General features: G+C 61.8%; 17 protein-coding genes. 5 read left to right on the top strand and 12 right to left on the bottom strand.

Annotated elements, in window-relative coordinates; all coding sequences use genetic code 11:
- Positions 1–10 precede the first annotated feature (10 nt).
- The 7 genes from D8U82_RS18485 to D8U82_RS18455 all read right to left on the bottom strand — a co-directional run bounded on the left by D8U82_RS18485 (position 11) and on the right by D8U82_RS18455 (position 11030).
- Complete coding sequence (locus D8U82_RS18485) at positions 11–2722, bottom strand: nitrate reductase (protein ID WP_130902704.1); 2712 nt, start codon at positions 2720–2722, stop codon at positions 11–13.
- Positions 2722–3039, bottom strand: a complete 318-nt coding sequence (gene nirD, locus D8U82_RS18480) for a nitrite reductase small subunit NirD (RefSeq protein WP_016773836.1) — start codon at positions 3037–3039, stop codon at positions 2722–2724. Before nirD ends, D8U82_RS18485 begins: the two co-directional genes overlap by 1 nt.
- A complete protein-coding gene (gene nirB, locus D8U82_RS18475; protein WP_016773837.1) occupies positions 3036–5489 on the bottom strand; it encodes a nitrite reductase large subunit NirB in 2454 nt (817 codons plus the stop codon). Before nirB ends, nirD begins: the two co-directional genes overlap by 4 nt.
- 417 nt (positions 5490–5906) lie before the next feature.
- Positions 5907–7577, bottom strand: coding sequence for a bifunctional protein-serine/threonine kinase/phosphatase (locus tag D8U82_RS18470; protein WP_130902703.1), 1671 nt, complete (start codon positions 7575–7577; stop codon positions 5907–5909).
- A 7-nt stretch (positions 7578–7584) separates the two neighbouring features.
- Positions 7585–8796 carry a nitrate/nitrite transporter gene (locus tag D8U82_RS18465; RefSeq protein ID WP_130902702.1) on the bottom strand — a complete coding sequence of 404 codons (1212 nt, stop codon included), beginning with the start codon at positions 8794–8796 and terminating at the stop codon, positions 7585–7587.
- A 431-nt stretch (positions 8797–9227) separates the two neighbouring features.
- Positions 9228–9803 (bottom strand): ANTAR domain-containing protein, encoded by a 576-nt coding sequence (locus tag D8U82_RS18460; protein WP_007916390.1) that lies wholly within the window; start codon positions 9801–9803, stop codon positions 9228–9230.
- A 15-nt stretch (positions 9804–9818) separates the two neighbouring features.
- A complete protein-coding gene (locus D8U82_RS18455; protein ID WP_130902701.1) occupies positions 9819–11030 on the bottom strand; it encodes a CmpA/NrtA family ABC transporter substrate-binding protein in 1212 nt (403 codons plus the stop codon).
- 218 nt (positions 11031–11248) lie between these two features.
- On the opposite strand from D8U82_RS18455, the gene D8U82_RS18450 reads away from it, so the two are divergent.
- Positions 11249–12268 (top strand): quinone-dependent dihydroorotate dehydrogenase, encoded by a 1020-nt coding sequence (locus D8U82_RS18450; RefSeq protein ID WP_071171588.1) that lies wholly within the window; start codon positions 11249–11251, stop codon positions 12266–12268.
- A gap of 298 nt (positions 12269–12566) precedes the next feature.
- Here the strand turns inward: D8U82_RS18450 and D8U82_RS18445 are convergent, their stop codons facing one another.
- The gene (locus tag D8U82_RS18445; protein ID WP_003223300.1) at positions 12567–12782 is read right to left on the bottom strand and encodes a ribosome modulation factor; all 216 of its coding nucleotides are present in this window, start codon (positions 12780–12782) and stop codon (positions 12567–12569) included.
- Positions 12783–13312: 530 nt separating this feature from the next.
- Between D8U82_RS18445 and rlmKL the strand changes: the two genes are divergently transcribed.
- Both rlmKL and D8U82_RS18435 read left to right on the top strand, forming a co-directional pair.
- Positions 13313–15583 carry a bifunctional 23S rRNA (guanine(2069)-N(7))-methyltransferase RlmK/23S rRNA (guanine(2445)-N(2))-methyltransferase RlmL gene (rlmKL, locus tag D8U82_RS18440; RefSeq protein WP_125927613.1) on the top strand — a complete coding sequence of 757 codons (2271 nt, stop codon included), beginning with the start codon at positions 13313–13315 and terminating at the stop codon, positions 15581–15583.
- Positions 15584–15727: 144 nt separating this feature from the next.
- Complete coding sequence (locus D8U82_RS18435) at positions 15728–18112, top strand: diguanylate cyclase (RefSeq protein ID WP_130902700.1); 2385 nt, start codon at positions 15728–15730, stop codon at positions 18110–18112.
- Between the two features lie 145 nt (positions 18113–18257).
- On the opposite strand, the gene dacB is transcribed toward D8U82_RS18435, so the two are convergent.
- On the bottom strand, positions 18258–19718 hold the full coding sequence (gene dacB, locus D8U82_RS18430) for a D-alanyl-D-alanine carboxypeptidase/D-alanyl-D-alanine-endopeptidase (RefSeq protein WP_039763007.1): 1461 nt from the start codon (positions 19716–19718) through the stop codon (positions 18258–18260).
- Positions 19719–19952: 234 nt separating this feature from the next.
- Between dacB and D8U82_RS18425 the strand changes: the two genes are divergently transcribed.
- Positions 19953–20297, top strand: coding sequence for a YggL family protein (locus D8U82_RS18425; RefSeq protein ID WP_016773843.1), 345 nt, complete (start codon positions 19953–19955; stop codon positions 20295–20297).
- Between the two features lie 243 nt (positions 20298–20540).
- Here the strand turns inward: D8U82_RS18425 and D8U82_RS18420 are convergent, their stop codons facing one another.
- Complete coding sequence (locus D8U82_RS18420) at positions 20541–21731, bottom strand: benzoate/H(+) symporter BenE family transporter (RefSeq protein WP_125927611.1); 1191 nt, start codon at positions 21729–21731, stop codon at positions 20541–20543.
- A gap of 358 nt (positions 21732–22089) precedes the next feature.
- On the opposite strand from D8U82_RS18420, the gene D8U82_RS18410 reads away from it, so the two are divergent.
- Entirely contained in the window at positions 22090–22854 is a 765-nt protein-coding gene (locus D8U82_RS18410) for a GntR family transcriptional regulator (protein ID WP_007918375.1), read from the top strand.
- Between the two features lie 250 nt (positions 22855–23104).
- On the opposite strand, the gene guaD is transcribed toward D8U82_RS18410, so the two are convergent.
- On the bottom strand, positions 23105–24409 hold the full coding sequence (gene guaD / locus D8U82_RS18405; protein ID WP_130887694.1) for a guanine deaminase: 1305 nt from the start codon (positions 24407–24409) through the stop codon (positions 23105–23107).
- 13 nt (positions 24410–24422) lie between these two features.
- Positions 24423–25280: a xanthine dehydrogenase accessory protein XdhC gene (xdhC, locus tag D8U82_RS18400; protein WP_130887693.1), complete on the bottom strand. Its 858-nt coding sequence runs from the start codon at positions 25278–25280 to the stop codon at positions 24423–24425.
- Between the last annotated feature and the right edge of the window lie 15 nt (positions 25281–25295).

The raw sequence follows: 25295 nt of genomic DNA, 5'->3' as shown, positions 1-25295 counted from the left end.
GTTGTCCTCGTTAAATGACCGCGACCGGCCGCGCTTCGGCAGCCAGCAGACGCTTGATTTCCGGCACGCAGGAACCGCATTGCGTACCGCATCGGAGATTGTTTTTCAGGCCTTGCAGATCCAGGCCCTGGCGAATGCCGGCGCAGACTGCGTTGAGGCTGACGTTTTCGCAATTGCACAAGGTCTTGTCGGTGGCGATCGCTCCGACAGTGCCCGGCGGCGCGCTCATCGGCGCGAGCAGCCAGCGCCGCAGTTGTTGGTCGGCGCGGCCCTCCAGCCACAGGCTCTGCAACCAGTGTTGCGCAAGGGTTTCGCCGGCCAGGCGAATGGCGGTGATACGGCCGTTTTCGATGCGCACGCGCTTGCCAATGGCGCGACGCGGATCGTCATAGGCTAGAACCGGGCCATCCAGCAGTGACAGGCACTGGTCGATCTCGCCCAGCAGCTGTGGATCCGGCGCCTGGCCGTGTGCAGCGCGTATCAGCAGCGCTGGCCGCTCACGACCGACAAGGCTGAGGCTGACGTAGGAAAACGCCTCGCACAGCGGTCGTAGCGTCTCGAAATGCCGTTGAACATCACCCTCAATCAAGGCGAACAGTTGCCACGGCAGATTGACTGCCTCCAGACGCACGCCGCTGTGCTTGAGCTCCGGTTGCCTGGACAGCGGATCAAACGCCGGCAAGGTCAGCGTGTTGACGCCGCCCTTGAGATAGCGATCGCCCCAGTGCATCGGCAGGAACGCCTGGCCCGGACGCACGCTGTCGTCGCTGCCGACCGCAACAATCACTGCGCCACGGCGGCTTTTCAGATTGACCAGATCACCGGGCTGCAAGCGGTGCCGGCGCATTTCGTCAGGGTGCAGGCTCAGCACGGCTTCGCTGACGTGGCCGAACAATTGCGCGGCGGTGCCGGTGCGGCTCATGCCGTGCCACTGGTCACGCAGGCGACCGGTGATCAAAGTCAGCGCGAAGCGCGCGTCGCGTTGTTCCTTGGCGGCGCGGTACGGATCGGCAATGAACTGCGCGCGGCCATTGGCCGTAGGGAAAATGCCGTCGCCGTACAAGCGTGGCGTGCCTTGGCGGGCGCCGGCAGGGAAGGGCCATTGCTGCGGACCGATCTCGTCGATCAAGGCATGACTGATCCCGGACAGATCCAGGTCTCGCCCACGGGTCAGCGCTTTGAATTCATCAAACAACTGCGAAGGTTGATCGAAAGCGAACAGGCTTGGCTGCTTGGGGCGCAGACGTTTCTCCAGACGCTGTGCGAAATCCACCGTGATTGCCCAGTCCGGCCGCGCTTCGCCCGGTGCGACAACCGCTTTGCGCACGTGGGAAATGCGCCGCTCGGAGTTGGTCACCGAACCTTCTTTCTCGCCCCAACTGGCGGCGGGTAACAGCAGGTCGGCAAACGCAGCGGTTTCGGTGGTGCGAAAGGCTTCCTGCAACACCACAAACGGGCAGGCCTCAAGCGCTGCGCGGACTGCGCTTTGATCAGGCATCGATTGCGCCGGGTTGGTACAGGCAATCCACAGTGCTTTGATTTTGCCGCTGCGCAGGCTTTCGAACAGCTCGATGGCGCTCAGGCCCGGCGCCTCGGGCAAGCTCTCCACGCCCCAATACGCCGCCACCTCGGCGCGATGCTCCGGGTTGGCGGCATCGCGGTGACCCGGCAGCAGATTGGACAGACTGCCGGTTTCCCGCCCGCCCATCGCATTTGGCTGACCGGTGAGAGAGAAAGGTCCTGCACCGGGCCGGCCAATTTGCCCGGTGGCCAGGTGCAGATTGATCAGCGCGCTGTTTTTCGCGCTGCCGGCGGTGGACTGATTCAGGCCCATGCACCACAGCGACAGGAAGCTCGGCGCAGTGCCGACCCATTGCGCGCATTGCTGCAGTTGCTCGATGCTGATGCCGCACAGCTGCGAAACCATTTGCGGGGTGTAATCGCGGACCAGCGTTTTGAGTTCGACGAGGCCTTCGGTGTGCGCCTTGATGAAATCGCGATCAATCCAGTCTTCCCACAGCAGCAGATGCAAAATCCCATGGAACAACGCGACATCTGTGCCCGGAAGAATCGCCAGATGCAGGTCGGCCAGATCGCAGGTGTCGGTGCGACGCGGGTCGATAACGATGACTTTCATCTGCGGGCGACGGGATTTGGCTTCCTCCAGCCGGCGAAAAAGTACCGGATGGGCGTAGGCCATGTTACTGCCGACGATCATCACGCAGTCGCTCAGCTCCAGGTCTTCGTAACTGCACGGCGGCGCGTCGGCGCCGAGGCTGCGTTTGTAGCCGACCACCGCCGAAGACATGCACAGCCGCGAATTGCTGTCGATGTTGTTGGTGCCGACCAGCGCCCGCGCCAGTTTGTTGAAGGCGTAGTAGTCCTCAGTGAGCAACTGCCCGGAGATGTAGAACGCCACGCTGTCCGGGCCGTGCTCGGCGATGGTTTCGGCGAACACGTTGGTCGCGTGGTCGAGGACGGTATCCCAGTCAGTACGGCTGCGCGCCAGGCCTTTGCCCAGGCGCAGTTCCGGGTACAAGGCGCGGGCGGCGAGGTCGCCGGTCAGGTGCAGCGTCGAGCCTTTGCTGCACAGTTTGCCGAAGTTGGCCGGGTGCGCCGGATCGCCGCTGACGCCGAGGATGCGCTCGCCGTCATGCTCGATCAGTACGCCGCAGCCGACCCCGCAGTAACAGCAGGTCGAGGCGGTCGTCTGGCGGTTCATCAGATGGCGTCCCGCAGGGCCAGTTGCACCCGGCCATTCTCGACCCGCGCCGGATGGTGATGGGCACAGCCGATGTCCGGCGCCTGAGCTTCGCCGGTTTCGAGGTCGATCTGCCAGTTGTGCAGTGGGCAGGCCACGCGCTTGCCATAGATCAGGCCCTGCGACAGCGGGCCGCCCTTGTGCGGGCAGCGGTCATCGAGGGCGAAAACCTCGTCGTCGCTTGTACGAAAAATCGCGATGTCACCTTTCGGTCCGGCAATGATCCGCGAACCGAGGGCGTTGATCTCTTCCAGCGCACAGATATCGAGCCAGTTCATGCCGGCACCTCCAGGTTTTTCACGGGGATCACGTCGAATTCTTTCTTCAGTTGCGGCTGCGCCAGCCGCTCCTTCCATGGGTCCTGTTCGAACGACAGGGAGAATTGCAGCCGCTCATTCAGGGCCTTGCGCCGCTCGGCGTCTTCGAGCACGTTCTTCTTGATGTGCTCCATGCCGACCCGTTGCAGGTAGTGCACGGTGCGTTCGAGGTAGAAGGCTTCTTCGCGGTAGAGCTGCAGGAACGCGCCGTTGTATTCACGGACTTCCTCGGCAGTCTTGAGCTTGACGAAGAACTCGGCGACTTCGGTCTTGATCCCGCCGTTGCCACCGATGTACATCTCCCAGCCGGAGTCGACGCCGATAATTCCTACGTCCTTGATGCCCGCTTCCGAGCAGTTGCGTGGGCAGCCGGACACGGCCAGCTTCACTTTGTGCGGCGACCACATGTTGAACAGGTCGTGCTCGAGTTCGATGCCCAGTTGCGTCGAGTTCTGCGTGCCGAAGCGGCAGAACTCGCTGCCGACGCAGGTTTTCACGGTGCGGATGGATTTGCCGTAGGCGTGGCCGGACGGCATGTCGAGGTCTTTCCAGACGCCGGGCAGATCCTGTTTCTTGATCCCCAGCAAGTCGATGCGCTGACCGCCAGTGACCTTGACCATCGGCACGTTGTACTTGTCGGCCACATCGGCGATACGCCGCAGTTCCGACGGATTGGTCACGCCGCCCCACATGCGCGGCACCACCGAATAGGTGCCGTCCTTCTGAATGTTGGCGTGGGCGCGTTCGTTGATCAGACGCGATTGCGGGTCGTCCTTGGCCTCGCCCGGCCAGGTGGAAATCAGGTAGTAGTTGAGCGCCGGGCGACAGGTCGCGCAGCCATTGGGCGTGCGCCAGTTCAGGTAACTCATGGTCTCGGCGATGGTCAGCAGGTGTTCCTGGCGGATCGCCTGACGAATCTGCCCGTGGTTGAGGTCGCTGCAACCGCAGATGGCTTTTTCGCTTTTCGGTTTGACGTCGGCCGCGCCACCCACCGTATTGATCAGGATCTGTTCAACAAGGCCGGCGCAGGAACCGCAGGAGCTGGCAGCCTTGGTGTGTTTCTTCACTTCATCGACGCTGAACAGGCCGTGTTCCTGAATCGCCTTGACGATGGTGCCCTTGCACACACCGTTGCAGCCACACACTTCGGCGCTGTCGGCCATGACCATGGCTTTGTCCTGGCCTTGATGTCCTACGTCGCCTAAAGCGTTTTCGCCGAACATGAGGTGATCGCGGATCTCGCCGATGGCGTGATTCTCACGAATCTGCCGGAAATACCAACCGCCATCTGCCGTATCGCCGTACAGACAGGCGCCGACCAGCACGTCATCCTTGATCACCAGTTTTTTGTACACGCCGCCGATCGGGTCGGAGAGGGTGATGGTCTCGGTGCCTTCGCCGCCCATGAAATCGCCGGCGGAGAACAGGTCGATGCCGGTGACTTTCAATTTGGTCGAGGTCACTGAACCCTGATAGCGAGCGAAACCCAGTTGCGCGAGGTGATTGGCGCAGACCTTGGCCTGTTCGAACAGCGGTGCAACGAGGCCGTAGGCAATGCCGCGATGGCTGGCGCATTCGCCGATTGCGTAGATGCGCGGGTCGTAGGTTTGCAGGGTGTCGTTGACCAGAATCCCGCGATTGCACGGGATGCCGGCCTTTTCTGCCAGTTCGGTGTTGGGGCGGATGCCGGCGGCCATCACCACCAGATCGGCAGGAATGATGTCGCCGTTCTTGAACTGCACCGAGCCGACCCGGCCATTGCCGGCATCGTGCAGGGCTTGGGTCTGTTCGCATAGGCGGAAGTGCAGACCACGGGATTCCAGCGCCGATTGCAGAAGCTGGCCGCTGGTCTTGTCCAGTTGCCGCTCCAGCAGCCATTCGCCGAGGTGCACCACGGTCACGTGCATGCCGCGCAGCATCAGGCCATTGGCCGCTTCGAGGCCGAGCAGGCCGCCGCCGATGACTACGGCGTGCTTGTGGGTCCTGGCGGTGTCGATCATGGCCTGGGTGTCGGCGATGTCGCGATAGCCGATCACGCCCTGCAAAGTGTTGCCGGGGATTGGCAGGATGAACGGGGTCGAGCCGGTGGCGATCAGCAGGCGATCGTACTCGGCTTCGGTGCCGTCCTCGGCAATCACTCGGCGTTTGACCCGGTCGATCTCCACCACTTTACGGTTGAGCAGCAACTTGATGTTGTTTTCCAGATACCAGTCGAGGTCGTTGAGGACGATCTCTTCGAAAGTCTGCTCGCCGGCCAGCACCGGCGACAGAAGGATGCGGTTGTAGTTGGTGTGCGGTTCGGCGCCGAAGACGGTGATGTCGTAGAGCTCGTCGCTCAGCTTGAGCAGTTCTTCCAGGGTACGCACCCCGGCCATGCCATTGCCGATCATCACCAGTTTGAGTTTTTTCATCAGGTTCTCCGGGAGCTGCGGCTGGCCTCTGGTGGGCCGTCGGGCCTTGCTCGACAAATTTCGCGCAAACAAAAAAAGGCGTCCCGCTAGTTGCCTAGCGAGGACGCCTTTGTCCTGGTCCCGTTCTCTCGGGAAGCGCAGCCTTCGTCGTTGAAGGTTGGGCTTTATGTATGGTGAAAAGGGTAATGCAGTGGTTGTGCCAACTTGGGTGGACGCGGTTTTATTGGGTGTTCGGGTTGTGACAGGAGGTTTTTTGCACCGAATCGAGGCGTGTTGCTCGTTCGTGGCGCGTTAATTCTTGGGGTTAAGCGGTGTCACACCGAATGCCTTCGCGAGCAGGCTCGCTCCCACAAGGTGTCTGCGAACGACACAAATGCCCTGTGGGAGCGAGCTTGCTCGCGAATGGCGCGGCGCGATTCAACTGTGAAACAACAAAACCAGCAGCACTACATTCCCCAGCAACGCCAGCAACGCCATGGTCCGCCAGACCTTCAACGGCTCCCGCTCCAACAAAGGCCGGGGCCGCACACTCAAACTTTGCCGCTCACCCTGTTCCAGCACCAGCAGCCACTCTTCAGCGGTTTCGAAGCGTTGCTGCGGATCGGCGGCGACGCCGCGTTCCAGACTTTGCGCCAGCCAGTCCGGCAAGTCCGGGCGATAGCGACTGGCATTCACCGGCACGCCGAATCGGGGCCGCTGGAACGCTTCGATTTCGCCATAGGGAAAATGCCCGGTGAGCAGGTAATAGAGAGTGACACCGACAGAATACAAATCCTGTTGTGCACTCGGTGGTTCGCCGCGAAACGCTTCCGGGGCGATGAAACTAGGCGTTCCCGGCAGGGTCGACGGCGCGTCCTCCGACAGTCCCGGGCAGTAAGCCAGACCGAAATCCAGCAGGCGCAGCTCGCCGTCGTCACCTGACAGCAGGTTTTCCGGTTTGATGTCGCGATGCAGAATCTGCCGTCGATGCAGCAGCCCGACCGCGCGCAATAGTCGTTCGGCGATGTCCTGCCACTGCGCCAATGGCAACGGGCCGTTGAGTTGAAACATTTCGGCCAGCGTCGTCCCGGCGTATTCGCGCATGACGTAGTACAAATGCTGACGCTGAGTGCAGGCATGGATTTGCGGAAAATGCCGGCCGGCCACGCGCTTGAGGAACCATTCTTCCGACAGCAGCGCCTGCCCGGCTTGCGGATCGTCGGCCAGGCGCGTCGGCAAGGTCTTCAACAGCCAAGGCTGGCCCTGACTATCGAGCACGCGATACAGCAATGATTGCTGGCTCTGGCCGATGATGCCTTGCACCTGCCAGCCTTCAAACGCTTGCCCGGGTTTCAGCGTTGGCGGCAGTGGCCATTGCTGCAATTGCACCAGCGCATCGCCAATGCTCGCTTCGCCCAGCGCATCGACGCGCACCAGCAGGGCACTGGCGTTGTCCTGACTGCCGGCCAGATGCGCGGCGTTGACCAAGGTTTGCGCGGCGCTGGGCAGATCCGCTTGATCACGCAGAATCGCCGCGATTGCGGTATCGCCCAGGGTCGACCAGACGCCGTCGCTGAGCAGCACGAAGCTTTCACCCTCACGCAGTTCGCCGTCGAGGAAATCCAGGACCAGATGCTGATCGAGCCCGAGCGCACGTTTGAGCACGTGTTGCATGCCCGGTTGCTCCCAGACGTGATCCTCGCTGATGCGCTGCAAGCGCTCGGCGTGCCAGCGATAGATCCGGCAATCGCCGACGTGGGCGAGGGTGAAGCGTCGACCGCGCATCACCAGCGCGCTGACCGTGGTCAACAGCGGTTGCCCACCACCGTTGGCCTGCAGCCAGCGATTTTGCGCGAGCAGCAGGCGATCCAGCGCTTGGGCCACGCTCCAGGTTTCCGGCGTCGCGTAGTAGTCCAGCGCCAGCGCCTGCAAGGTCGAACGCGCGGCGAGGCCGCCATCGGCGCATTGGCTGACGCCGTCGGCGATGGCGAACAGATAACCCTTGCTCACCGCCAGTGCCGGCGCCGGTGTCACCGAGCGCAGGGCGTCCTGATTCTCCGCGCGCGGGCCGGTGGCGCTGGCTTCGGCGAAGCTCAGTTGCAGGGCCATTGAGGCCTCAGACCCGCGCCGCCGTTACTGCCGCCGAACCCCAGGTGGTTCTCCAGCGACGCTTGACGCCGTGCAGGCCAAACCACGCCAACACACCGAGGCTGGCGAACAACCACAGCGCCAGTTGATAGCTGCCGGTGCTTTGCTTGATCGCGCCCATGCCGGCCGCCAGGGCGAAGCCGCCAATACCGCCGGCCATGCCGATCAGCCCGGTCATCACGCCGATCTCCAGACGAAAACGCTGTGGCACCAGTTGGAAAACCGCACCGTTGCCGGCGCCCAAGCCGAGCATGGTGCAGACGAAAAGCGCCAGCGCCGCGTAGGAACTTGGCAGATTGAAGCCCACCGCTGCGATGCAGATCGCAGCGACGGTGTACATCGCCAGCAAGGTGCGGATGCCGCCGAAGCGATCGGCCAGCGCGCCACCCAGCGGCCGCATCAGGCTGCCGCCGAACACGCATGCAGCGGTGTAATAGCCGGCGGTTACCGGGCTCAGACCGTATTGATCGTTGAAGTAACCGGGCAGGGCGCTGGCCAGGCCGATGAAGCCGCCGAAGGTGACGCTGTAGAAAAACATGAACCACCAACTGTCGCGATCACCGAGGGCCTTGAAGTAGTCGGCCATGGCTTTCGGTTTTGGCCGCTGCGGGGCGTTTTTTGCCAACAGGGCGAACAGCACCAAGGTCAAAACCAGCGGGATCAGGGCGAAACCGAAAACATTGCTCCAACCGAACGCGGCGGCAATCACTGGCGCCAGCAGCGCGGCGAACACGGTGCCGGAGTTGCCCGCACCGGCGATGCCCATGGCTTTGCCTTGGTGCTCGGGCGGGTACCACTGCGAGGCCAGCGGCAGCGCCACGGCAAATGATGCGCCGGCCATGCCGAGGAACAAGCCGAGGATCAGCGCCTGTTCATAACTGCGGATGCCGAGTTTCCAGGCGCCGAACAGCGCGCAGATGACGATGACCTGGCCGATCAGCCCGGCGGTCTTGGGCGACAAGCGATCAGCGAGCATGCCCATGGCGAAGCGCAACACCGCGCCGGCCAGAATCGGCGTGGCGACGACAAGTCCGCGCTGCTGGGTGGTCAGGTGCAGGTCGGCGGCAATCTGCACCGCCAGCGGGCCGAGCAGGTACCAGACCATGAAGCTCAGGTCGAAATACAGGAAGGCCGCGAACAGGGTCGGGGTATGGCCGGATTTCCAGAAGCTTGAATTCATCGCGCACCTCGGCTGAAAAGAGTCTCGAAAGGAGTCATGCACAGCAGGTGGAGCGCCTCACGGCCGCACCACCGGCCCCGTTCTGTGGGGCCAAAACGCAAAAACGCCGCTACCTGATTCGCCGAGGGGCGAACGGGGTGAGCGACGTCTTTGTCGTAGGTGGGGCAACCGCCGTTGGTTACCTGTGCGGTTTACTTAGCGAGATTTGTGCCAACAGCTGAAAAGCAAAAGCCCCTCACCCTAGCCCTCTCCCAGAGGGAGAGGGAACCGAGCGGGGGATGGCCGAATCATTTGCCGATCTGAACGATTTCGAGTGAATCCATAATCGACTCGGTCGTTCAGGTCGGCGGACAGCGCAAGACAACGCGGTCGGTCCCCTCTCCCTCCGGGAGAGGGCTAGGGTGAGGGGCTCTTGATTTGCAGCGAAAATTTCAGCCCAGCAACTCACTCATGGCAATGATCTGCTCCGCCACCTGAATCAGCTTCTGCTGGCGGCTCATCGCCTGGCGGCGCATCAGCGTATAGGCCTCTTCCTCGTTGCAGTCCTTCATCTTCATCAGCAAACCCTTGGCCAGTTCAATGCGCTTGCGCTCGGCCAGTTGCTGGTCACGGGCCTGCAATTGCGCGCGCAAGGCCTGGTCACTCTCGAAGCGCGCCATCGCCACGTCGAGAATGGGCTGCAACCGTTGTGCGTGAATGCCTTCGACGATGTAGGCACTGACCCCGGACTTGATCGCCTGACGCATCACCCCCGGGTCATGTTCGTCGGTAAACATCACGATCGGCCGGGGCTGGTCGCGGCTAACCAGCACCACTTGCTCCATGACATCGCGGCTCGGTGACTCGGTATCGATCAGGATCACGTCCGGGCGCACCGTTTCGACGCGCGCCGGCAGGTCGATGGTCAGGCCGGACTCGTCGATCACTTCGAAGCCGGCCTCGGTCAGCGCCGCTTTCAGGCGTCCGACTTTTTTCGCGGTGTCGTTGATCAGCAGAATGCGCAACATGTTCGCGGTCTCCTGTCAGCGCTGGGCGAGAAGCGGGGCGGCGTCGTTCAACGCGTGCAGCTTGAAACTGCGCGCATAGCCCGCCGGATCGCTGCCGTCCCAGACCTTGCCATCGAGCAACTGGCTGCTGCGCAGGTCGGCGTGCGAAGCCGCAATACCGACAGCGCTCGCTGCCTCGCGGTACAGATCCAGACGCTGAACCTGGCGGGCGACGGCCAGATAATCCGGATCCTCGCGCAACAGACCCCAGCGACGGAACTGGGTCATGAACCACATGCCGTCGGAAAGGTAGGGCAGATTGACCTCGCCATCGCCATGAAAACGCAGCGCATGCGGATCCTGCCAGCGATTGCCGAGGCCGTCGGCGTAATCCCCCATGAAACGCGGCTCGATGCACGCGGCGGGGGTGTCGAGGTACTCCGCAGCGCTGAGCAATTGCGCGGTACTGCGGCGGTTTTCCGGGCTTTCTTCGATGAAGCGACTGGCCTCAAGAATGGCCATCACCAGCGCCCGCGCAGTGTTGGGATATTGCTCGACGAATTCGCGGGTGCAGCCGAGGACTTTTTCCGGGTGGTCGGGCCAGATGCTCTGGCTGGTCGCCAGGGTGAAACCGAGATCCTGCTGCACGGCGCTGGCCGCCCACGGTTCGCCGACGCAAAAGCCGTCGATGCGCCCGGCTTGCAGGTGCGCAACCATTTGCGGCGGCGGCACGACCACGCTGTCGACGTCCTGCAACGGATGAATGCCCTGGCTCGCCAGCCAGTAATAAAGCCACATCGCATGGGTGCCGGTGGGAAAGGTCTGGGCGAAGGTCAGTTTTGCGCGGCTTTGGTGCACGTGCCGATCGAGCGCTTCAGGACTGTTCACGCCAGCCTGTTGCAAACCATGGGACAGGTTCAGGCTCTGGCCATTCTGGTTCAGGCCCATCAGCACTGCCATGTCGGTGGGGGCGACGCCGCCGATGCCCAGGTGCACCGCGTAAATCAGTCCGTACAGGCTGTGCGCGGCATCCAGTTCGCCGCTGACCAGTTTGTCGCGCAGGTTGGCCCATGACGCCTGACGCTTGAGGTTCAGGGTCAGGCCGTAGGGCTGGGCGAAGCCCTGGGTGGCGGCGACCACCACCGAGGCGCAGTCGCTCAGCGCCATGAAGCCGAGATTGATCGCGCTCTTTTCCGGCGCATCGCTGCCATTGACCCAGGCCAGAGGCCCCAAGGACGTTTCGTTCATACGCTACCTCAAAAAAAACGTCGTCCCGGATTCTGCGCAGGCAAAACCCGGGGACGACGCCATTGTTCTGGCCTGCGCGCCGTCATTGGTCGGCAGACTGATGAGCGGGGTGGTGCAAGGCATATGCCAGTCGCCTGATTCGCGCAGGCGCCTCGCGCCGGGGGACGATGCCCGGCTATAATCGCCGCCTCTTTTCGCCGCCCGAGTCATTGCCGCCCATGTACACCCTGGCCCGTCAGCTGTTGTTCAAACTTTCCCCGGAAACCTCCCACGATCTGTCGCTGGATCTGATCGGCGCGGGTGGACGTTTGGGCCTCAACGGCTTGCTGTGCAAGGCGCCGGCGAAAATGCCGGTGACCGTCATGGGGCTGGAGTTCCCGAACCCGGTGGGGCTGGCGGCAGGCCTGGACAAGAACGGCGCGGCTATCGATGGCTTTGCGCAACTGGGTTTCGGTTTTGTCGAAATCGGCACCGTGACCCCGCGTCCGCAGCCGGGTAACCCGAAACCACGAATCTTCCGCCTGCCGGAAGCCGAGGCGATCATCAACCGCATGGGCTTCAACAACCTTGGCGTGGATAACCTGCTGGCGCGGGTCGCTGCGGCGAAATACCAGGGCGTGCTGGGCATCAATATCGGCAAGAACTTCGACACTCCGGTCGAGCGTGCGGTCGACGATTACCTGATCTGCCTGGACAAGGTTTACGCCCACGCCAGCTACGTCACCGTCAACGTCAGCTCGCCAAACACCCCGGGCCTGCGCAGCCTGCAGTTCGGTGACTCGCTCAAGCAATTGCTCGCTGATCTGGCCACCCGTCGCGCCGAACTGGCCCTGCGTCACGGCAAGCATGTGCCGCTGGCGATCAAGATCGCGCCGGACATGACCGACGAAGAAACTGCGCAGGTTGCCCAGGCGTTGATCGAAACCGGCATGGACGCGGTCATCGCCACCAATACGACTTTGAGCCGTGTCGGCGTCGAAGGCATGGAGCATGGCGACGAGGCGGGCGGTCTGTCGGGTGCGCCGGTGCGTGAGAAGAGCACCCACACCGTGAAAGTGCTGGCGGGCGAATTGGCCGGGCGTTTGCCGATCATTGCCGCGGGCGGCATTACCGAGGGCAAACACGCGGCGGAGAAAATCACTGCTGGCGCGAGCCTGGTGCAGATCTATTCGGGCTTCATCTACAAAGGCCCGGCGCTGATTCGTGAATCGGTGGATGCGATCGCCGCGTTGCGCTGAGGATTGCCGAGGCGTTGGGGGGCCTTTGTGGCGAGGGGATTTATCCCCGCTGGGCTGCCCAGCAGCCCCAAACCTTGCACATTGATATGCCAGTTAAATTGAAATTCCGAATTCGCGACTGCTGCGCAGCCGAGCGGGGATAAATCCCCTCGTCACGTGGAACCCGGTTAACCCTTTTTGCAGGCATTAAAAAGGGCTCCTCGAAGGAGCCCCTGGGCCGTAGCCCGCCGTCCGGGAAGGACGTGCGTGGTTAATTCATTGCAAATTCAGATTGTCGTGTCGGAATAAATGCCCTGTGTCAGCCGACGGCGTGAAGTTCGTTGAGTCTGTGGATTCCCGCAGTGCCGGTCATACCGTCCCAGTTGTCGCCGCGTCCTTCTCGCCAGCCGTTGATCCAGGCTTGACGTACCGACGGTAGAGTAAATGGGCAAAGCTCACGGGATTTGCCACCAACGCCATATTGATATCCGCGCAAAAATGCTCTTTCCAACGGATCACGCTTAAGTCTTCTCATAGGGTGTTTCCCTCACTTGTTGACTGTAGTGTCGCGTTGACCTCAATTGAGGTCTGGCAGAAAAAACCTGCCATCGTGCGGCTCGCTGCCGGCGTGGCGAGCCAAGGTGTTGACGCCGTTGCGACGTCAACCTGTGCTCAGTTCTAACCAATGAGTCACACCGAGGGAATGATCGTTTTGTCATAAGCACGTAACGTAAAGGATGCTATGGCGATAAGTAACCGCGTATTTATCCAACGTTCAATGCGCAAACCCCGGTATGATCGGCGCCCCGCTGACTCAGGGGGTTAATCCTTTAGTGAGAATGACCCACGTTTGCGCTTGGGTAATATTCGACGAAGGGTCGCTTTCAGTCTTTTTGTTGCACCAACTTTTTTATCTGTCCCGGCATCTAAGCTCTTTTAACCCGAGCAGCGGGGATGGAACGGCACACCTTCGTGCCACGCGGGCGCTCTTTCAGAAAAGCGCCTGATTGAAAACCGGGTCGGCAATGCGTTGCCGGCCCACTAGCCAAAGGCTCTGGAATTACCATGTCCGATCGTTTCGAACTCTTCCTCACTTGCCCCAAAGGCCTTGAAGGCCTGCTCATCGAGGAAGCCGTCGGGCTTGGCCTTGAAGAAGCGCGCGAGCACACCTCCGCCGTGCGTGGCATGGCGACCATGGAAACCGCCTATCGCCTGTGCCTCTGGTCGCGTCTGGCCAACCGCGTGTTGCTGGTGCTCAAGCGTTTCCCGATGAAGGACGCCGAAGACCTCTACCACGGCGTGCTCGACATCGACTGGCAGGATCACATGCTCAGCGACGGCACCCTGGCCGTTGAATTCAGCGGCCACGGCTCGGGCATCGACAATACCCACTTCGGCGCGCTGAAAGTCAAAGACGCCATCGTCGACAAACTGCGCACGCCGCAGGGCGATCGTCCATCCATCGACAAACTCAACCCGGACCTGCGCATTCACCTGCGTCTGGATCGCGGCGAAGCGATTCTGTCCCTCGACCTGTCCGGCCACAGCCTGCACCAGCGCGGCTATCGCTTGCAGCAGGGCGCGGCGCCGCTGAAGGAAAACCTCGCGGCGGCAATCCTCATCCGTTCCGGCTGGCCGCGCATTGCCGCCGAAGGTGGCGCACTGGCTGACCCGATGTGCGGTGTCGGTACGTTCCTCGTCGAAGCGGGGATGATCGCTGCCGACATGGCGCCGAACCTGCGTCGCGAGCAGTGGGGCTTTACCGCGTGGCTCGGTCACGTGCCGGCACTGTGGAAAAAACTCCATGAAGAAGCCGTCGAGCGTGCCGCCGCCGGTCTGGCCAAACCGCCGCTGTGGATTCGCGGTTACGAAGCCGATCCACGATTGATTCAGCCAGGCCGCAACAACGTTGAACGCGCCGGCCTCAGCGAGTGGATCAAGATCTACCAGGGCGAAGTGGCGACCTTCGAGCCGCGCCCGGACCAGAACCAGAAAGGTCTGGTGATCTGCAACCCGCCGTACGGCGAGCGTCTCGGTGACGAAGCCAGCCTGCTGTATCTCTACCAGAATCTGGGCGAGCGTCTGCGTCAGGCCTGCCTGAACTGGGAAGCGGCGGTGTTCACCGGCGCCCCGGATCTGGGCAAGCGCATGGGTATCCGCAGCCATAAGCAGTATTCGTTCTGGAACGGCGCGCTGCCGTGCAAACTGCTGCTGATCAAGGTTCTGCCGGATCAGTTCGTCACTGGCGAGCGCCGCACCCCGGAACAGCGTCAGGCCGAGCGCGAGCAAGCGGCTTACGATCAGGCCCCGGATGAGCCGCAAGAGCGCAAGTTCAACAAGAACGGCAACCCGATCAAGCCGACACCAGCCCCGGCGCCAGTGATCGAGCAGCCGCGCCTGAGCGAAGGCGGGCAGATGTTTGCCAATCGCTTGCAGAAAAATCTCAAGGCAATGGGCAAGTGGGTCAAGCGCGAAGGCATCGATTGCTACCGCGTTTACGATGCCGACATGCCGGAATACGCGATGGCCATCGACCTGTACCACGACTGGGTGCACGTTCAGGAATACGCCGCGCCGAAATCCATCGACCCGGAAAAAGCCTCGGCGCGCATGTTCGATGCGCTGGCGGCCATTCCGCAGGCGTTGAACGTCGACAAGAACCGCGTGGTGGTCAAGCGCCGCGAGCGGCAGAGCGGCACCAAGCAGTACGAGCGTCAGGCGGCGCAGGGCAAGTTCGTCGAGGTCAATGAAGGTGGCGTGAAGTTGCTGGTCAACCTCACCGACTACCTCGACACCGGTCTGTTCCTCGATCACCGGCCGATGCGTATGCGCATTCAGAAAGAGGCGGCCGGCAAACGCTTCCTCAATCTGTTCTGCTACACCGCGACCGCCAGCGTGCACGCGGCCAAGGGCGGCGCTCGCAGCACCACCAGCGTCGACCTGTCGAAAACCTATCTGGACTGGGCGCGGCGCAACCTGTCGCTGAACGGCTTCTCGGACAAGAACCGTCTGGAGCAGGGCGATGTGATGGCGTGGCTGGAAAGCAGCCGTGACGAATACGACCTGATCTTCATCGACCCGCCGACGTTCTCCAACTCCAAGCGCATGGAAGGCATCTTCGATGTGCAGCGCGATCAGGTGCAGTTGATCGACTTGGCGATGGCGCGGCTGGCACCGGGTGGCGTGCTGTATTTCTCCAACAACTTCCGCAAGTTCCAGTTGGAGGAAAACCTCGCCGAGCGTTATGCGGTCGAGGAAATCAGTGCGCAGACCATTGATCCGGATTTCGCCCGCAATACCAAGATCCACCGCGCCTGGAAAATCACGGCTCGTTGACGCTTTCACTGGTTGGATCCACAGAGCCTTGATTTTTAACGGCTCGGTGGATCCAGCGGTGCTAGCTAAATTAGTGGCTAATAGCTATAACTCACACACCGCCAATGGGGTTTTCCCGCAAATCTGGCGGAGTGAGTCGTGCTTATGCCGTTGCACCCCGTGCGCCCGAAAATCCTCGGTTTCATCAGTGAAGACGTCTCAGCATGGCTGGTCGCTTTGCTGGTGTTGCTTGCCGGCGGGATTCTCACCGGGCTGCTCGCATGGGGCACCTTCAACCAGTTTCAGCAACAATCGCGTCAGCGTTTCCAACTGCTGGCCAACGAACGCTACAGCCGCATCGCCGAACGTTTTCAGGACCAGGAGCAACGTCTCGATAGTCTGCGGCGGTTCTTCGCCAATTCCGAGTCAGTGTCCCGCGCCGAATTCGACGGGTACTCCCGACCCTTATTGCTGCGCACCCAAGCCTACACTTACGCGCCGCGAGTCAGCGGTGCTGAACGGGCCGCGTTTGAACAGCAGGTGCGTGACGAAGGCCTGAGCGAGTTCACCATTCGCGAACTGGACGCCAAAGGCGAATTGCAACTGGCGCCGCCGCGCGATGAATACGTGCCGGTGCTCTACACGCAGACCCAAAGCCGACTGGCGCCACCGCTGGGCTACGACTTGCTCGCCCAACCCTTGCGCCGCGAAACCCTGCAACGCGCCGACCAGCTCGGCAGCATGGCGGTGTCGCAACCGATGCATCTGGTCGGGATCGAGCCGTCGTATGCGCGTGGTGTGCTGCTGCTGGCGCCGGTCAGTCGCGCTGGAGAGTCGCAGCCGTTCGGCTATGTGATGGCGGTGATCAGCATGCGCCAGTTGCTCGCCGACGGACTGCCCGATGCCCTGCACGATTACCTGTCGGTGCGCATTCTCGACCTGTCGACCCAGGATCAGCACGAGGCGCTGTTCGAATCGAGCAACGAGGCGGTGCCCGGCGAACTGGCGGCGACGCGCTTGCTGCGCATGGCCGATCACGACTATCAGGTCGATATCCTGCCGAGCGAAGCGTTCATGCAGGCCAACCATTCGTCGGTGGGCAGCGTGATCATTCTTGGTGGCTTGCTCAGCGCACTGCTCAGCGCTTTGCTTTACGTGCTGGTCAGCCAGCGCCAGCGCGCGGTGCGCCTGGTCGAGGTGCGCACCCAGGAGTTGCACGAGCGCGAGCAGGAATTGCGCGGCACCCACGGTCAACTGCGCGGCGTTCTGAATGCCGCCACTCAGGTCGCGATCATTGCCACCGACCTGCGCGGGGTGATCAACACCTTCAACCCCGGCGCCGAGCAAATGCTCGGCTACAGCAGCGCCGAAGTCGTTGGGCGCATGACCCTGGAGAACCTGCATTTACCACGGGAACTGGCGGCGCGTTCGGCCGAGTTGAGTGCGCGCTACGGCAAAAGCATTCCGACTTGCCACGCGATGCTGGTCGAGGGCGGCGAGGTCGGCGGCCACGAGGCACGCGAATGGACCCTGGTGCGCAGCGATGGCAGTCATCTGCCGGTGAACATGCTCGCCACCCCGGTGCTTGACGAGCAAGGCCTGTGGGTCGGTCATCTGGCGATCTGCATCGACATCACCGAGCGCAAACGCGTGCACGAAGTGCTGGCAGCACGCGACACATTGCTGAAGAAGCTCAGCGCCCATGTTCCCGGTGGCATCTACCAATTCAAGATGGAATTCGACGGACGCTTCAGCGTGATCTACGCCAGCGATGGCATCCGCGAAATCTACGAGCTGGAGCCGGATGTGCTGCTGCTCGACTCCGAGGCGATCTTCAGTCGTATCCACCCGCAGGATGCGATTCGCGTGCGCAGCTCGATCCGCGAATCGGCGGAAAACCTCAGCCCCTGGCGCGAAGAGTACCGCGTGCAACTGCCCGAGCGCGGTCTGCGCTGGGTGCGCGGCGAGGCGACACCGGAAGAGCTGCCGGGCGGCGGAGTGCTGTGGCACGGTTATATCTCGGATATCTCCGATCTCAAGCGCGTGGAAGAGGAATTGCGCGCGTTGTCGATCACCGACTCGCTGACCGGCATTCACAACCGCCGCTATTTCCAGGAACGCCTGACCACCGAAATGGCCCGGGTCGAGCGTGGCGGCGGTGAGTTGTCGGTGATCATGCTCGACATCGACCACTTCAAGCGCATCAACGATCAGTTCGGCCACGCCGTCGGCGACCGCGTGCTGCAGGCAGTCTGCGAGCGGATCGGCCATCGCCTGCGCCGTACCGACGTGTTCTGCCGTTTGGGCGGTGAAGAGTTCATGGTGCTGTGCCCGGACATCGACGGCGAACACGCCTATATGCTGGCGATGGAGTTGTGGGAAGGTTTGCGCAGCGCGCCGGTGGATGTGGTCGGCTTGGTCACCGCCAGTTTCGGCATCGCCAGCTGGCGCCCGGGGGAGGGCGCAGATGCATTGTTGCTGCGCGCCGACTCAGGGGTCTACGCGGCGAAGCAGAATGGCCGGGATCGGGTTGAGCGGGAGATGAGCTGAGCCGCTGATGCTCGATACACCACAAGCCTGTGGGAGCTGGCTTGCCAGCGATAGGGTTATTCCAGTCAGCATATTCGGTGACTGACAGTCCGCTATCGCTGGCAAGCCAGCTCCCACAGGGTTTTGTGGTGTGGCTTGGATTGGGTTACAGCACCGAAGCGGTCTGCGGCAGTTTCGGCTGTTTGTACAGATCCAGCAGCACCTGATCGAGCACCGACGAGGCGCCGAACGGGGCCTTGTCGTTGAGGATCGCTACCACTGCCCAGGTATTGCCATTCACATCACGGCTGAAACCGGCGATCGCGCGCACGGTGTTCAGGGTGCCGGTCTTGACGTGGGCTTCGCCGCGCATCGCCGTGGTTTTGAGACGTTTGCGCATGGTGCCGTCGGTGCCGGCAATCGGCAGCGAGCTGATGTACTCGGCGGCGTACGGGCTGTGCCAGGCGGCTTGCAGCATGTTGGCCATCTCACGCGCGCTGACCCGCTCGGCCCGCGACAGACCAGAGCCATTCTCCATCACCAGATGCGGCGCGGTGATGCCTTTCTTCGCCAGCCACTGACGCACCACGCGCTGCGCAGCCCGGGCGTCATCACCGTCGGCATCGTTGCGGAAACGCTGGCCAAGGCTGAGGAACAGCTGCTGGGCCATGGTGTTGTTACTGTATTTGTTGATGTCGCGGATGATCTCGGCCAGATCCGGCGAGTACGCGCGGGCGAGCAGTTTGGCGCTGCTCGGCGTCGGTGCCAGACGATCCTTGCCCTGGATGCTGCCACCCAGTTCCTTCCAGATCGCCCTTACGGCGCCGGCGGTGTAGGTCGCATGGTCGAGCAGCGACAGGTAAGTCTGCGAGCTGCAGCCTTCGCCCAACTGGCCGCCGACGGTCACGGTCACGCTGCCATCGGCCTGCGGCACCGGGTTGTAGCGCACGCCGCCGGTGCATTGCTTGGACGGCAGGGCTTTGACGGTGTTTTCGATGCGGATGCTGGCAATCGGCGGCTCAACCGAAATCAGTACGCGGCCACCGTCATTGCGCGCGACGAAGCGCAGGGCCTTGAGGTTGACCAGCAACGAGTCGGGTTTGACCAGGAACGGCTTGTTGTCGTCGTTGCCGTCATCGTTGAATTCCGGCAATTGCGGCTGCACGAAGAAGTTGCGGTCGAGGATCAGGTCGCCGGTGATCTGGGTCACGCCGTTGGCGCGCAGGTCGCGCATCAGCAGCCAGAGTTTTTCCATGTTCAGCTTCGGGTCACCGCCACCCTTGAGGTAGAGGTTGCCGTTGAGAATGCCGCCGCTCAGGTCGCCATCGGTGTAGAACTCGGTTTTCCACTGATGGTTGGGGCCGAGCATTTCCAGCGCCGCGTAAGTGGTGACCAGTTTCATCGTAGAGGCCGGATTGACCGAGACGTCGGCGTTGAACACGGTCGGCGTGCCCGGACCGTCGAGCGGCACCATCACCAGCGACAGCGCAGTGGGCTGCAACTTGCTGGCCTTGAGGGCTTTTTCGACGTTCGGGGTGAGGGAAGTGTTGATGGTGGCAGCGGAGACAGGCAGGGCCAGAGGCAGAAGAAGGCCGGCGAGAAACAGTGGACGCAACGATTTGATCATATGCAATAAAACCCTGCAAAAGAGGGGAAAAAAGACGAGGACATGGATGAAAAGGCCCTCAGTGGTCATGAAAGTGTCGGCATTATGCCCCAAGCTGTAACAGCTTGTGCCGTGTCAGGCCCGGCCAATCGCTTATTTTTTTACAGGCGGTCGGCCGCAGCGACCAGAGAGTCGGGCAATCGCCGGCTTAAACTGGTAAAGTGCCGGCCGTTATTACTTAAGAGGATTGTTCCAATGGCGACTAACCGTTCCCAGCGTCTGCGCAAAAAACTGTGCGTTGATGAATTTCAAGAGCTGGGTTTCGAACTGAACCTGGACTTCAAAGAAGACTTGTCCGAAGAAGCCATTGACGCTTTCCTCGAAGCATTCATCAAAGAAGCCATGGAAGCCAACGGTCTGGGTTATGTTGGCGGCGACGACTTCGGTCTGGTGTGCCTGCAGAAGCGTGGCTCGGTCAACGAAGAGCAGCGCGCTGCCGTTGAAGCCTGGCTGAAAAACCGCTCCGAGCTGACCAAGTACGAAGTCAGCCCGCTGCTGGACGTGTGGTATCCGGAAAAGCCGATCAACGCGGCCAAGTGATACTGAAAAAAACGGCGACCTGAGGGTCGCCGTTTTTTTTCGTCTGGGGTTTGGGTGGTACGGCTTGGGTTTGGTGGTGGATTCGCCCCTCACCCCAGCCCTCTCCCGAGGGAGAGGGGGCCGATTTGTGGGCTTTTCGGGATGTGAGTTCGACTTGGTATCCCTCGTCGGCGTATATTTTCCGAGCACCTTGGTCAGTCCCCTCTCCCTTTGGGAGAGGGTTAGGGTGAGGGGCTTTTGATCTTAAGCTCTGCGCCAATTCAGAATCACCAGCGTCAAAACCCCCGCCACAATCCCCCAAAACGCCGAACCAATGGAAAACAGTGTCAGCCCCGACGCCGTGACCATAAAGGTGATCAACGCCGCTTCCCGTTCCTTCACCTCGCTCATGGCAATGCTCAAGCCATTGATGATCGAGCCGAACAGCGCCAGGGCGGCAATCGACAGCACCAGTTCCTTGGGCAACGCCGCAAACAATGCCGCCAACGTCGCGCCGAACACCCCGGCAATCCCGTAGAACACCCCGCACCACACCGCTGCGGTGTAACGCTTGTTGCGATCTTCATGGGCATGCGGGCCGGTGCAGATCGCCGCGCTGATGGCCGCGAGGTTGATGCCGTGGGAGCCGAACGGCGCCAGCAGCAGCGAGGCGATGCCGGTGGTGGTGATCAGCGGCGAGGCCGGGACGGTGTAGCCATCGGCGCGCAGCACGGCGATGCCGGGCATGTTCTGCGAGGTCATCGCCACCACGAACAGCGGAATGCCGATGCTGATGGTCGCGGCCAGGGAGAAGTGCGGCGTGGTCCACACCGGGGTGGCCACTTCCAGGTGAAAGCCGCTGAAATCCAGCAGCCCCATGAAGCCCGACAGCGCAGTGCCAATGAGCAGCGCTGCAAGCACCGCATAGCGTGGTGACAGGCGCTTGACCAGCAGATAAGTGAAGAACATCCCCAGCACCAGACCGGTACGGTGTTGCGCGGCGACGAAGATTTCGCTGCCGATCTTGAACAGGATCCCTGCCAGCAAGGCCGCCGCCAGAGAGGCCGGGATCTTTTTCACCAGCCGTTCAAAGCTGCCGGTCAGGCCGCAGATCGTCACCAGTACCGCGCACGTGATGTAGGCGCCGATCGCCTCGCCGTAACTGACGCCGCCCAGGCTGGTGATCAGCAACGCCGCGCCGGGGGTCGACCAGGCGATGGTGATCGGTGTGCGATAGCGCAGCGACAGGCCGATCGAACACACTGCCATGCCGATCGAAATCGCCCAGATCCACGAGGAAATCTGCCCGCTGCTCAGGCCGGCCGCTTGCCCGGCCTGGAACATCAGCACCAGCGAACTGGTGTAACCGGTCATCATCGCGATGAAACCGGCGACGATGGCGGAAGGCGAGGTGTCGGCGAGAGGGCGCAGGCGGGCGTGGGTGGCGTCGGTCATGACGGCGGTGTTCCTTATACCAATGGAGATGTCCGCCACAACACAGAACCTCTGTGGGAGCGAGCCTGCTCGCGAAAGCGGTAGGTCAGTCAACATTCATAGTGAATGTGGAATGGCTTTCGCGAGCAGGCTCGCTCCCACGAGGGATTGCGGTCATGCAGCGGATTCTGCGATCAAGCCTAAACTCAAACGTAACCCAGCGTTGCAATACAGCCGCAGGCGCAAACAGCCGTACAGTCGTGTTGCCACCATTCATTGTGTACAATCGCGCTGTTTTTTACGCGATACTTGCCAGCGACCTACTGTGCCGTATTACAGTCACGGTCTATTCGCCGCAGTTTTCCCGACTCGAGTGCCCATGAACGAACAGTTGCAACCCCTCAAGAAACAACCGCGAGCAGGCAAAGCCGGCCGCAGCGGAACCCAGGACGATATTGTCTACGCGCATATCTTCGAGGCCATCCTCGAACAGCGTCTGGCGCCCGGCACCAAGTTGAGCGAAGAAGCGCTGGGGGAAATCTTCGGGGTGAGCCGCACCATCATTCGCCGCGCACTGTCGCGTCTGGCCCATGAAGGCGTGGTGCTGTTGCGGCCGAATCGTGGCGCCGTTGTCGCCAGCCCGAGCGTTGAAGAGGCGCGTCAGGTGTTTCTCGCCCGGCGTCTGGTCGAGCGGGCGATCACTGAACTGGCGGTGCAACATGCCACTGCCGAACAGATCGCCGAACTGCGGCAGATGGTCAACGACGAGCGCGACAGCTTCTCCCGTGGCGATCGTGGTGCCGGTATTCGTCTGTCGGGTGAATTCCACCTGAAGCTGGCGGAAGCGGCAATGAACGCACCGTTGATCAGCTTCCAGCGCAGCCTGGTGTCGCAGACCTCGCTGATCATCGCCCAGTACGAAAGCGGCAACCGCTCGCATTGTTCGTACGACGAACACACCCAGTTGATCGACGCCATTGAAAAGCGCGACGGCGAACTGGCGGTGAACCTGATGATGCATCACATGGATCACATCGACAGCAAGCTCAACCTCGACGAGGAAGGCGCGTCGGATGATCTGCATGCGGTGTTCTCGCATTTGTTGCAGACCAAGAAGCCGGGGCGTCCAGCGGCCAAGCTCTGATCTGAAACCGAGTCGCGGCTTTCGCGAGCAGGCTCGCTCCCACAGGGGAATGCATTTCAAAGGTGGGAGCGAGCTTGCTCGCGAAGGCGATCTGACAGGCAATAAAAATCCCCCGGGGTAAACACCACCGGGGATGATCGTTCCCACGCTCCGCGTGGGAATGTCTCTAGGGACGCTCCGCGTCCAGTGACGCGGAGCGTCACGGGCTGCATTCCCACGCAGAGCGTGGGAACGATCAGTGCAGGAAAACCTAGCGCTGATGCACCAGCGCCCCCGCTGCATACGTCTGCGCCACGGTGCGGTCATCGCCCAGGGTCATCAGCACAAACAACGTCTCGGCGATGTTATTCGACTGTTTCAAGCGATAGCTCAGCAGCGGCGTGGCGTTGTAATCCAGCACCAGGAAGTCGGCATCCGAACCCGGTTGCAGGTTACCGATCTTGTCTTCCAGGCGCAGCGCCCGCGCACCACCCAAGGTCGCCAGGTACAGCGACTTGAACGGGCTCAACCGCGCGCCCTGCAGTTGCATGACCTTGTAGGCTTCGTTGAGGGTTTGCAGCAGCGAGAAACTGGTACCGCCGCCGACGTCGGTGCCGAGGCCGACATTGAGCTTGTGTTTCTCGGCCATCGGCAGGTTGAACAGGCCGCTGCCGAGGAACAGGTTCGAGGTCGGGCAGAACGAGATCGCCGAGCCGGTTTCCGCCAGGCGCGCGCATTCTTCGTCACACAGGTGCACGCCGTGGGCGAATACCGAGCGTTCGCCGAGCAATTGGTAGTGATCGTAGACGTCGAGGTAGCCCTTGCGCTCCGGGAACAGCTCCTTGACCCACTCGATCTCCTTGAGGTTCTCGCTGATGTGGGTCTGCATGTACAGATCCGGATATTCCGTCAGCAATTGCCCGGCCAGGGTCAGTTGTTCCGGAGTGCTGGTCGGCGCAAAACGCGGCGTCACCGCATAGTGCAAGCGACCCTTGCCGTGCCAGCGCTCGATCAGCGCCTTGCTGTCGACGTAGCTGGATTCGGCGGTATCGACCAGATAATCCGGGGCATTGCGGTCCATCATCACCTTGCCGGCGATCATGCGCAGATCAAGCTTCTCGGCGGCCTCGAAAAACGAATTCACCGATTGCGGATGCACGCTGCCGAACACCAGCGCCGTGGTGGTGCCGTTGCGCAGCAGTTCCTTGATGAAAATATCGGCCACTTCGTCGGCGTGAGCCTTATCACCAAACTGGCTTTCGCAGGGAAAGGTGTAGGTGTTCAGCCAGTCGAGCAGTTGCTCGCCGTAGGAGCCGACCATGCCGGTCTGCGGCAGGTGAATGTGTGTGTCGATAAAGCCCGGTGTGATCAGCGCATCCTGATAATGGTTGATCTCGATATCTGCCGGCAGGGTTGGCAGCAGTTCGCTGGCGTGGCCGAGGGCGCTGATCTTGCCATCGTCGATCACCAGCAGGCCGTCCTCGAAATATTCATAGGAGGCTTCGATACCGACTTCGGCAGGGTCGGCGGTGCTGTGCAGGATGGCGGCGCGGTAGGCTTTGCGAGTCAGAGGCATGAGGGTTCTCTAATCAGTTTGAGGCTTTGAGTTTGGCGGCCTGACTGCGGCGCGAGGCGGGCAGCAGTCGGGCAATCGGTTCGGCGCGGGCGCTGTGCTGGCCGAAATTGGCGTTGTAAGTGGCGATGATTTCGCCGGCGATGGAGATGGCGATTTCCACAGGCAATTTGCCTTTGACTTCGCCGATGCCCATCGGGCAGCGCATGCGCTGCACCACGCTCGGGTCGAAACCACGATCGCGCAGGCGGTGTTCGAATTTGGCGCGTTTGGTTTTCGAGCCGATCAGGCCGAACCAGGTGAAATCGTTGCGCTTGAGAATCGCCGCGGTCAGTTCCAGATCGAGCTGATGGTTGTGGGTCATGACGATGCAGTAGCTGCCGGCGGGCAGGTCATCGACTTCGTCCACTGGCTCTTCGCTGACGATTTTACGCACGCCGTGGGGGATGTGTTCAGGGAACTCGGCCTCGCGCGAATCGATCCAGCGCACCCGGCAGGGCAGGCCGGCCAGCAGCGGCACGAGGGCGCGCCCGACATGCCCGGCACCGAATACGGCAATCTGTGCTTGCACCTGGCCCATGGGTTCGAACAGCAACACCGTGGCGCCACCGCAGCACTGGCCGAGGCTGGCACCGAGGCTGAAGCGCTCCAGATGGGTGTCCTGCTTGCCGCTGGCGAGCATCTCGCGGGCGATCTGCATGGCTTTGAATTCCAGATGCCCGCCACCAATGGTGTCGAACAGGCGGTCGGCACTGACGACCATTTTCGAGCCGGCGTTGCGTGGCGTCGAACCGAGTTCTTCGATGATCGTCACCAGCACACAGGGTTCGCCCTGATTCTGCAGGTCGGCGAGGGCGTCGATCCAGTTGTACATGTTCACCTCGACATC

Source organism: Pseudomonas sp. Sample_23, assembly GCF_004307595.1.
In the GTDB taxonomy this organism is placed as follows: Bacteria; Pseudomonadota; Gammaproteobacteria; order Pseudomonadales; family Pseudomonadaceae; genus Aquipseudomonas; species Aquipseudomonas atacamensis.
The sequence above is the reverse complement of the archived record's forward strand: the minus strand, read 5'-3'. Positions and strand labels throughout refer to the sequence as shown.

Excerpts from the sequence above, each read along its gene's own strand:
- D8U82_RS18485 (WP_130902704.1), bottom strand. The coding sequence starts at position 2,722 with ATGAACCGCCAGACGACCGCCTCGACCTGCTGTTACTGCGGGGTCGGC.
- nirD (WP_016773836.1), bottom strand. The coding sequence starts at position 3,039 with ATGAACTGGCTCGATATCTGTGCGCTGGAAGAGATCAACGCCCTCGGT.
- nirB (WP_016773837.1), bottom strand. The coding sequence starts at position 5,489 with ATGAAAAAACTCAAACTGGTGATGATCGGCAATGGCATGGCCGGGGTG.
- D8U82_RS18470 (WP_130902703.1), bottom strand. The coding sequence starts at position 7,577 with ATGGCCCTGCAACTGAGCTTCGCCGAAGCCAGCGCCACCGGCCCGCGC.
- D8U82_RS18465 (WP_130902702.1), bottom strand. The coding sequence starts at position 8,796 with ATGAATTCAAGCTTCTGGAAATCCGGCCATACCCCGACCCTGTTCGCG.
- D8U82_RS18460 (WP_007916390.1), bottom strand. The coding sequence starts at position 9,803 with ATGTTGCGCATTCTGCTGATCAACGACACCGCGAAAAAAGTCGGACGC.
- D8U82_RS18455 (WP_130902701.1), bottom strand. The coding sequence starts at position 11,030 with ATGAACGAAACGTCCTTGGGGCCTCTGGCCTGGGTCAATGGCAGCGAT.
- D8U82_RS18450 (WP_071171588.1), top strand. The coding sequence starts at position 11,249 with ATGTACACCCTGGCCCGTCAGCTGTTGTTCAAACTTTCCCCGGAAACC.
- D8U82_RS18445 (WP_003223300.1), bottom strand. The coding sequence starts at position 12,782 with ATGAGAAGACTTAAGCGTGATCCGTTGGAAAGAGCATTTTTGCGCGGA.
- rlmKL (WP_125927613.1), top strand. The coding sequence starts at position 13,313 with ATGTCCGATCGTTTCGAACTCTTCCTCACTTGCCCCAAAGGCCTTGAA.
- D8U82_RS18435 (WP_130902700.1), top strand. The coding sequence starts at position 15,728 with ATGCCGTTGCACCCCGTGCGCCCGAAAATCCTCGGTTTCATCAGTGAA.
- dacB (WP_039763007.1), bottom strand. The coding sequence starts at position 19,718 with ATGATCAAATCGTTGCGTCCACTGTTTCTCGCCGGCCTTCTTCTGCCT.
- D8U82_RS18425 (WP_016773843.1), top strand. The coding sequence starts at position 19,953 with ATGGCGACTAACCGTTCCCAGCGTCTGCGCAAAAAACTGTGCGTTGAT.
- D8U82_RS18420 (WP_125927611.1), bottom strand. The coding sequence starts at position 21,731 with ATGACCGACGCCACCCACGCCCGCCTGCGCCCTCTCGCCGACACCTCG.
- D8U82_RS18410 (WP_007918375.1), top strand. The coding sequence starts at position 22,090 with ATGAACGAACAGTTGCAACCCCTCAAGAAACAACCGCGAGCAGGCAAA.
- guaD (WP_130887694.1), bottom strand. The coding sequence starts at position 24,409 with ATGCCTCTGACTCGCAAAGCCTACCGCGCCGCCATCCTGCACAGCACC.
- xdhC (WP_130887693.1), bottom strand. The coding sequence starts at position 25,280 with ATGTACAACTGGATCGACGCCCTCGCCGACCTGCAGAATCAGGGCGAA.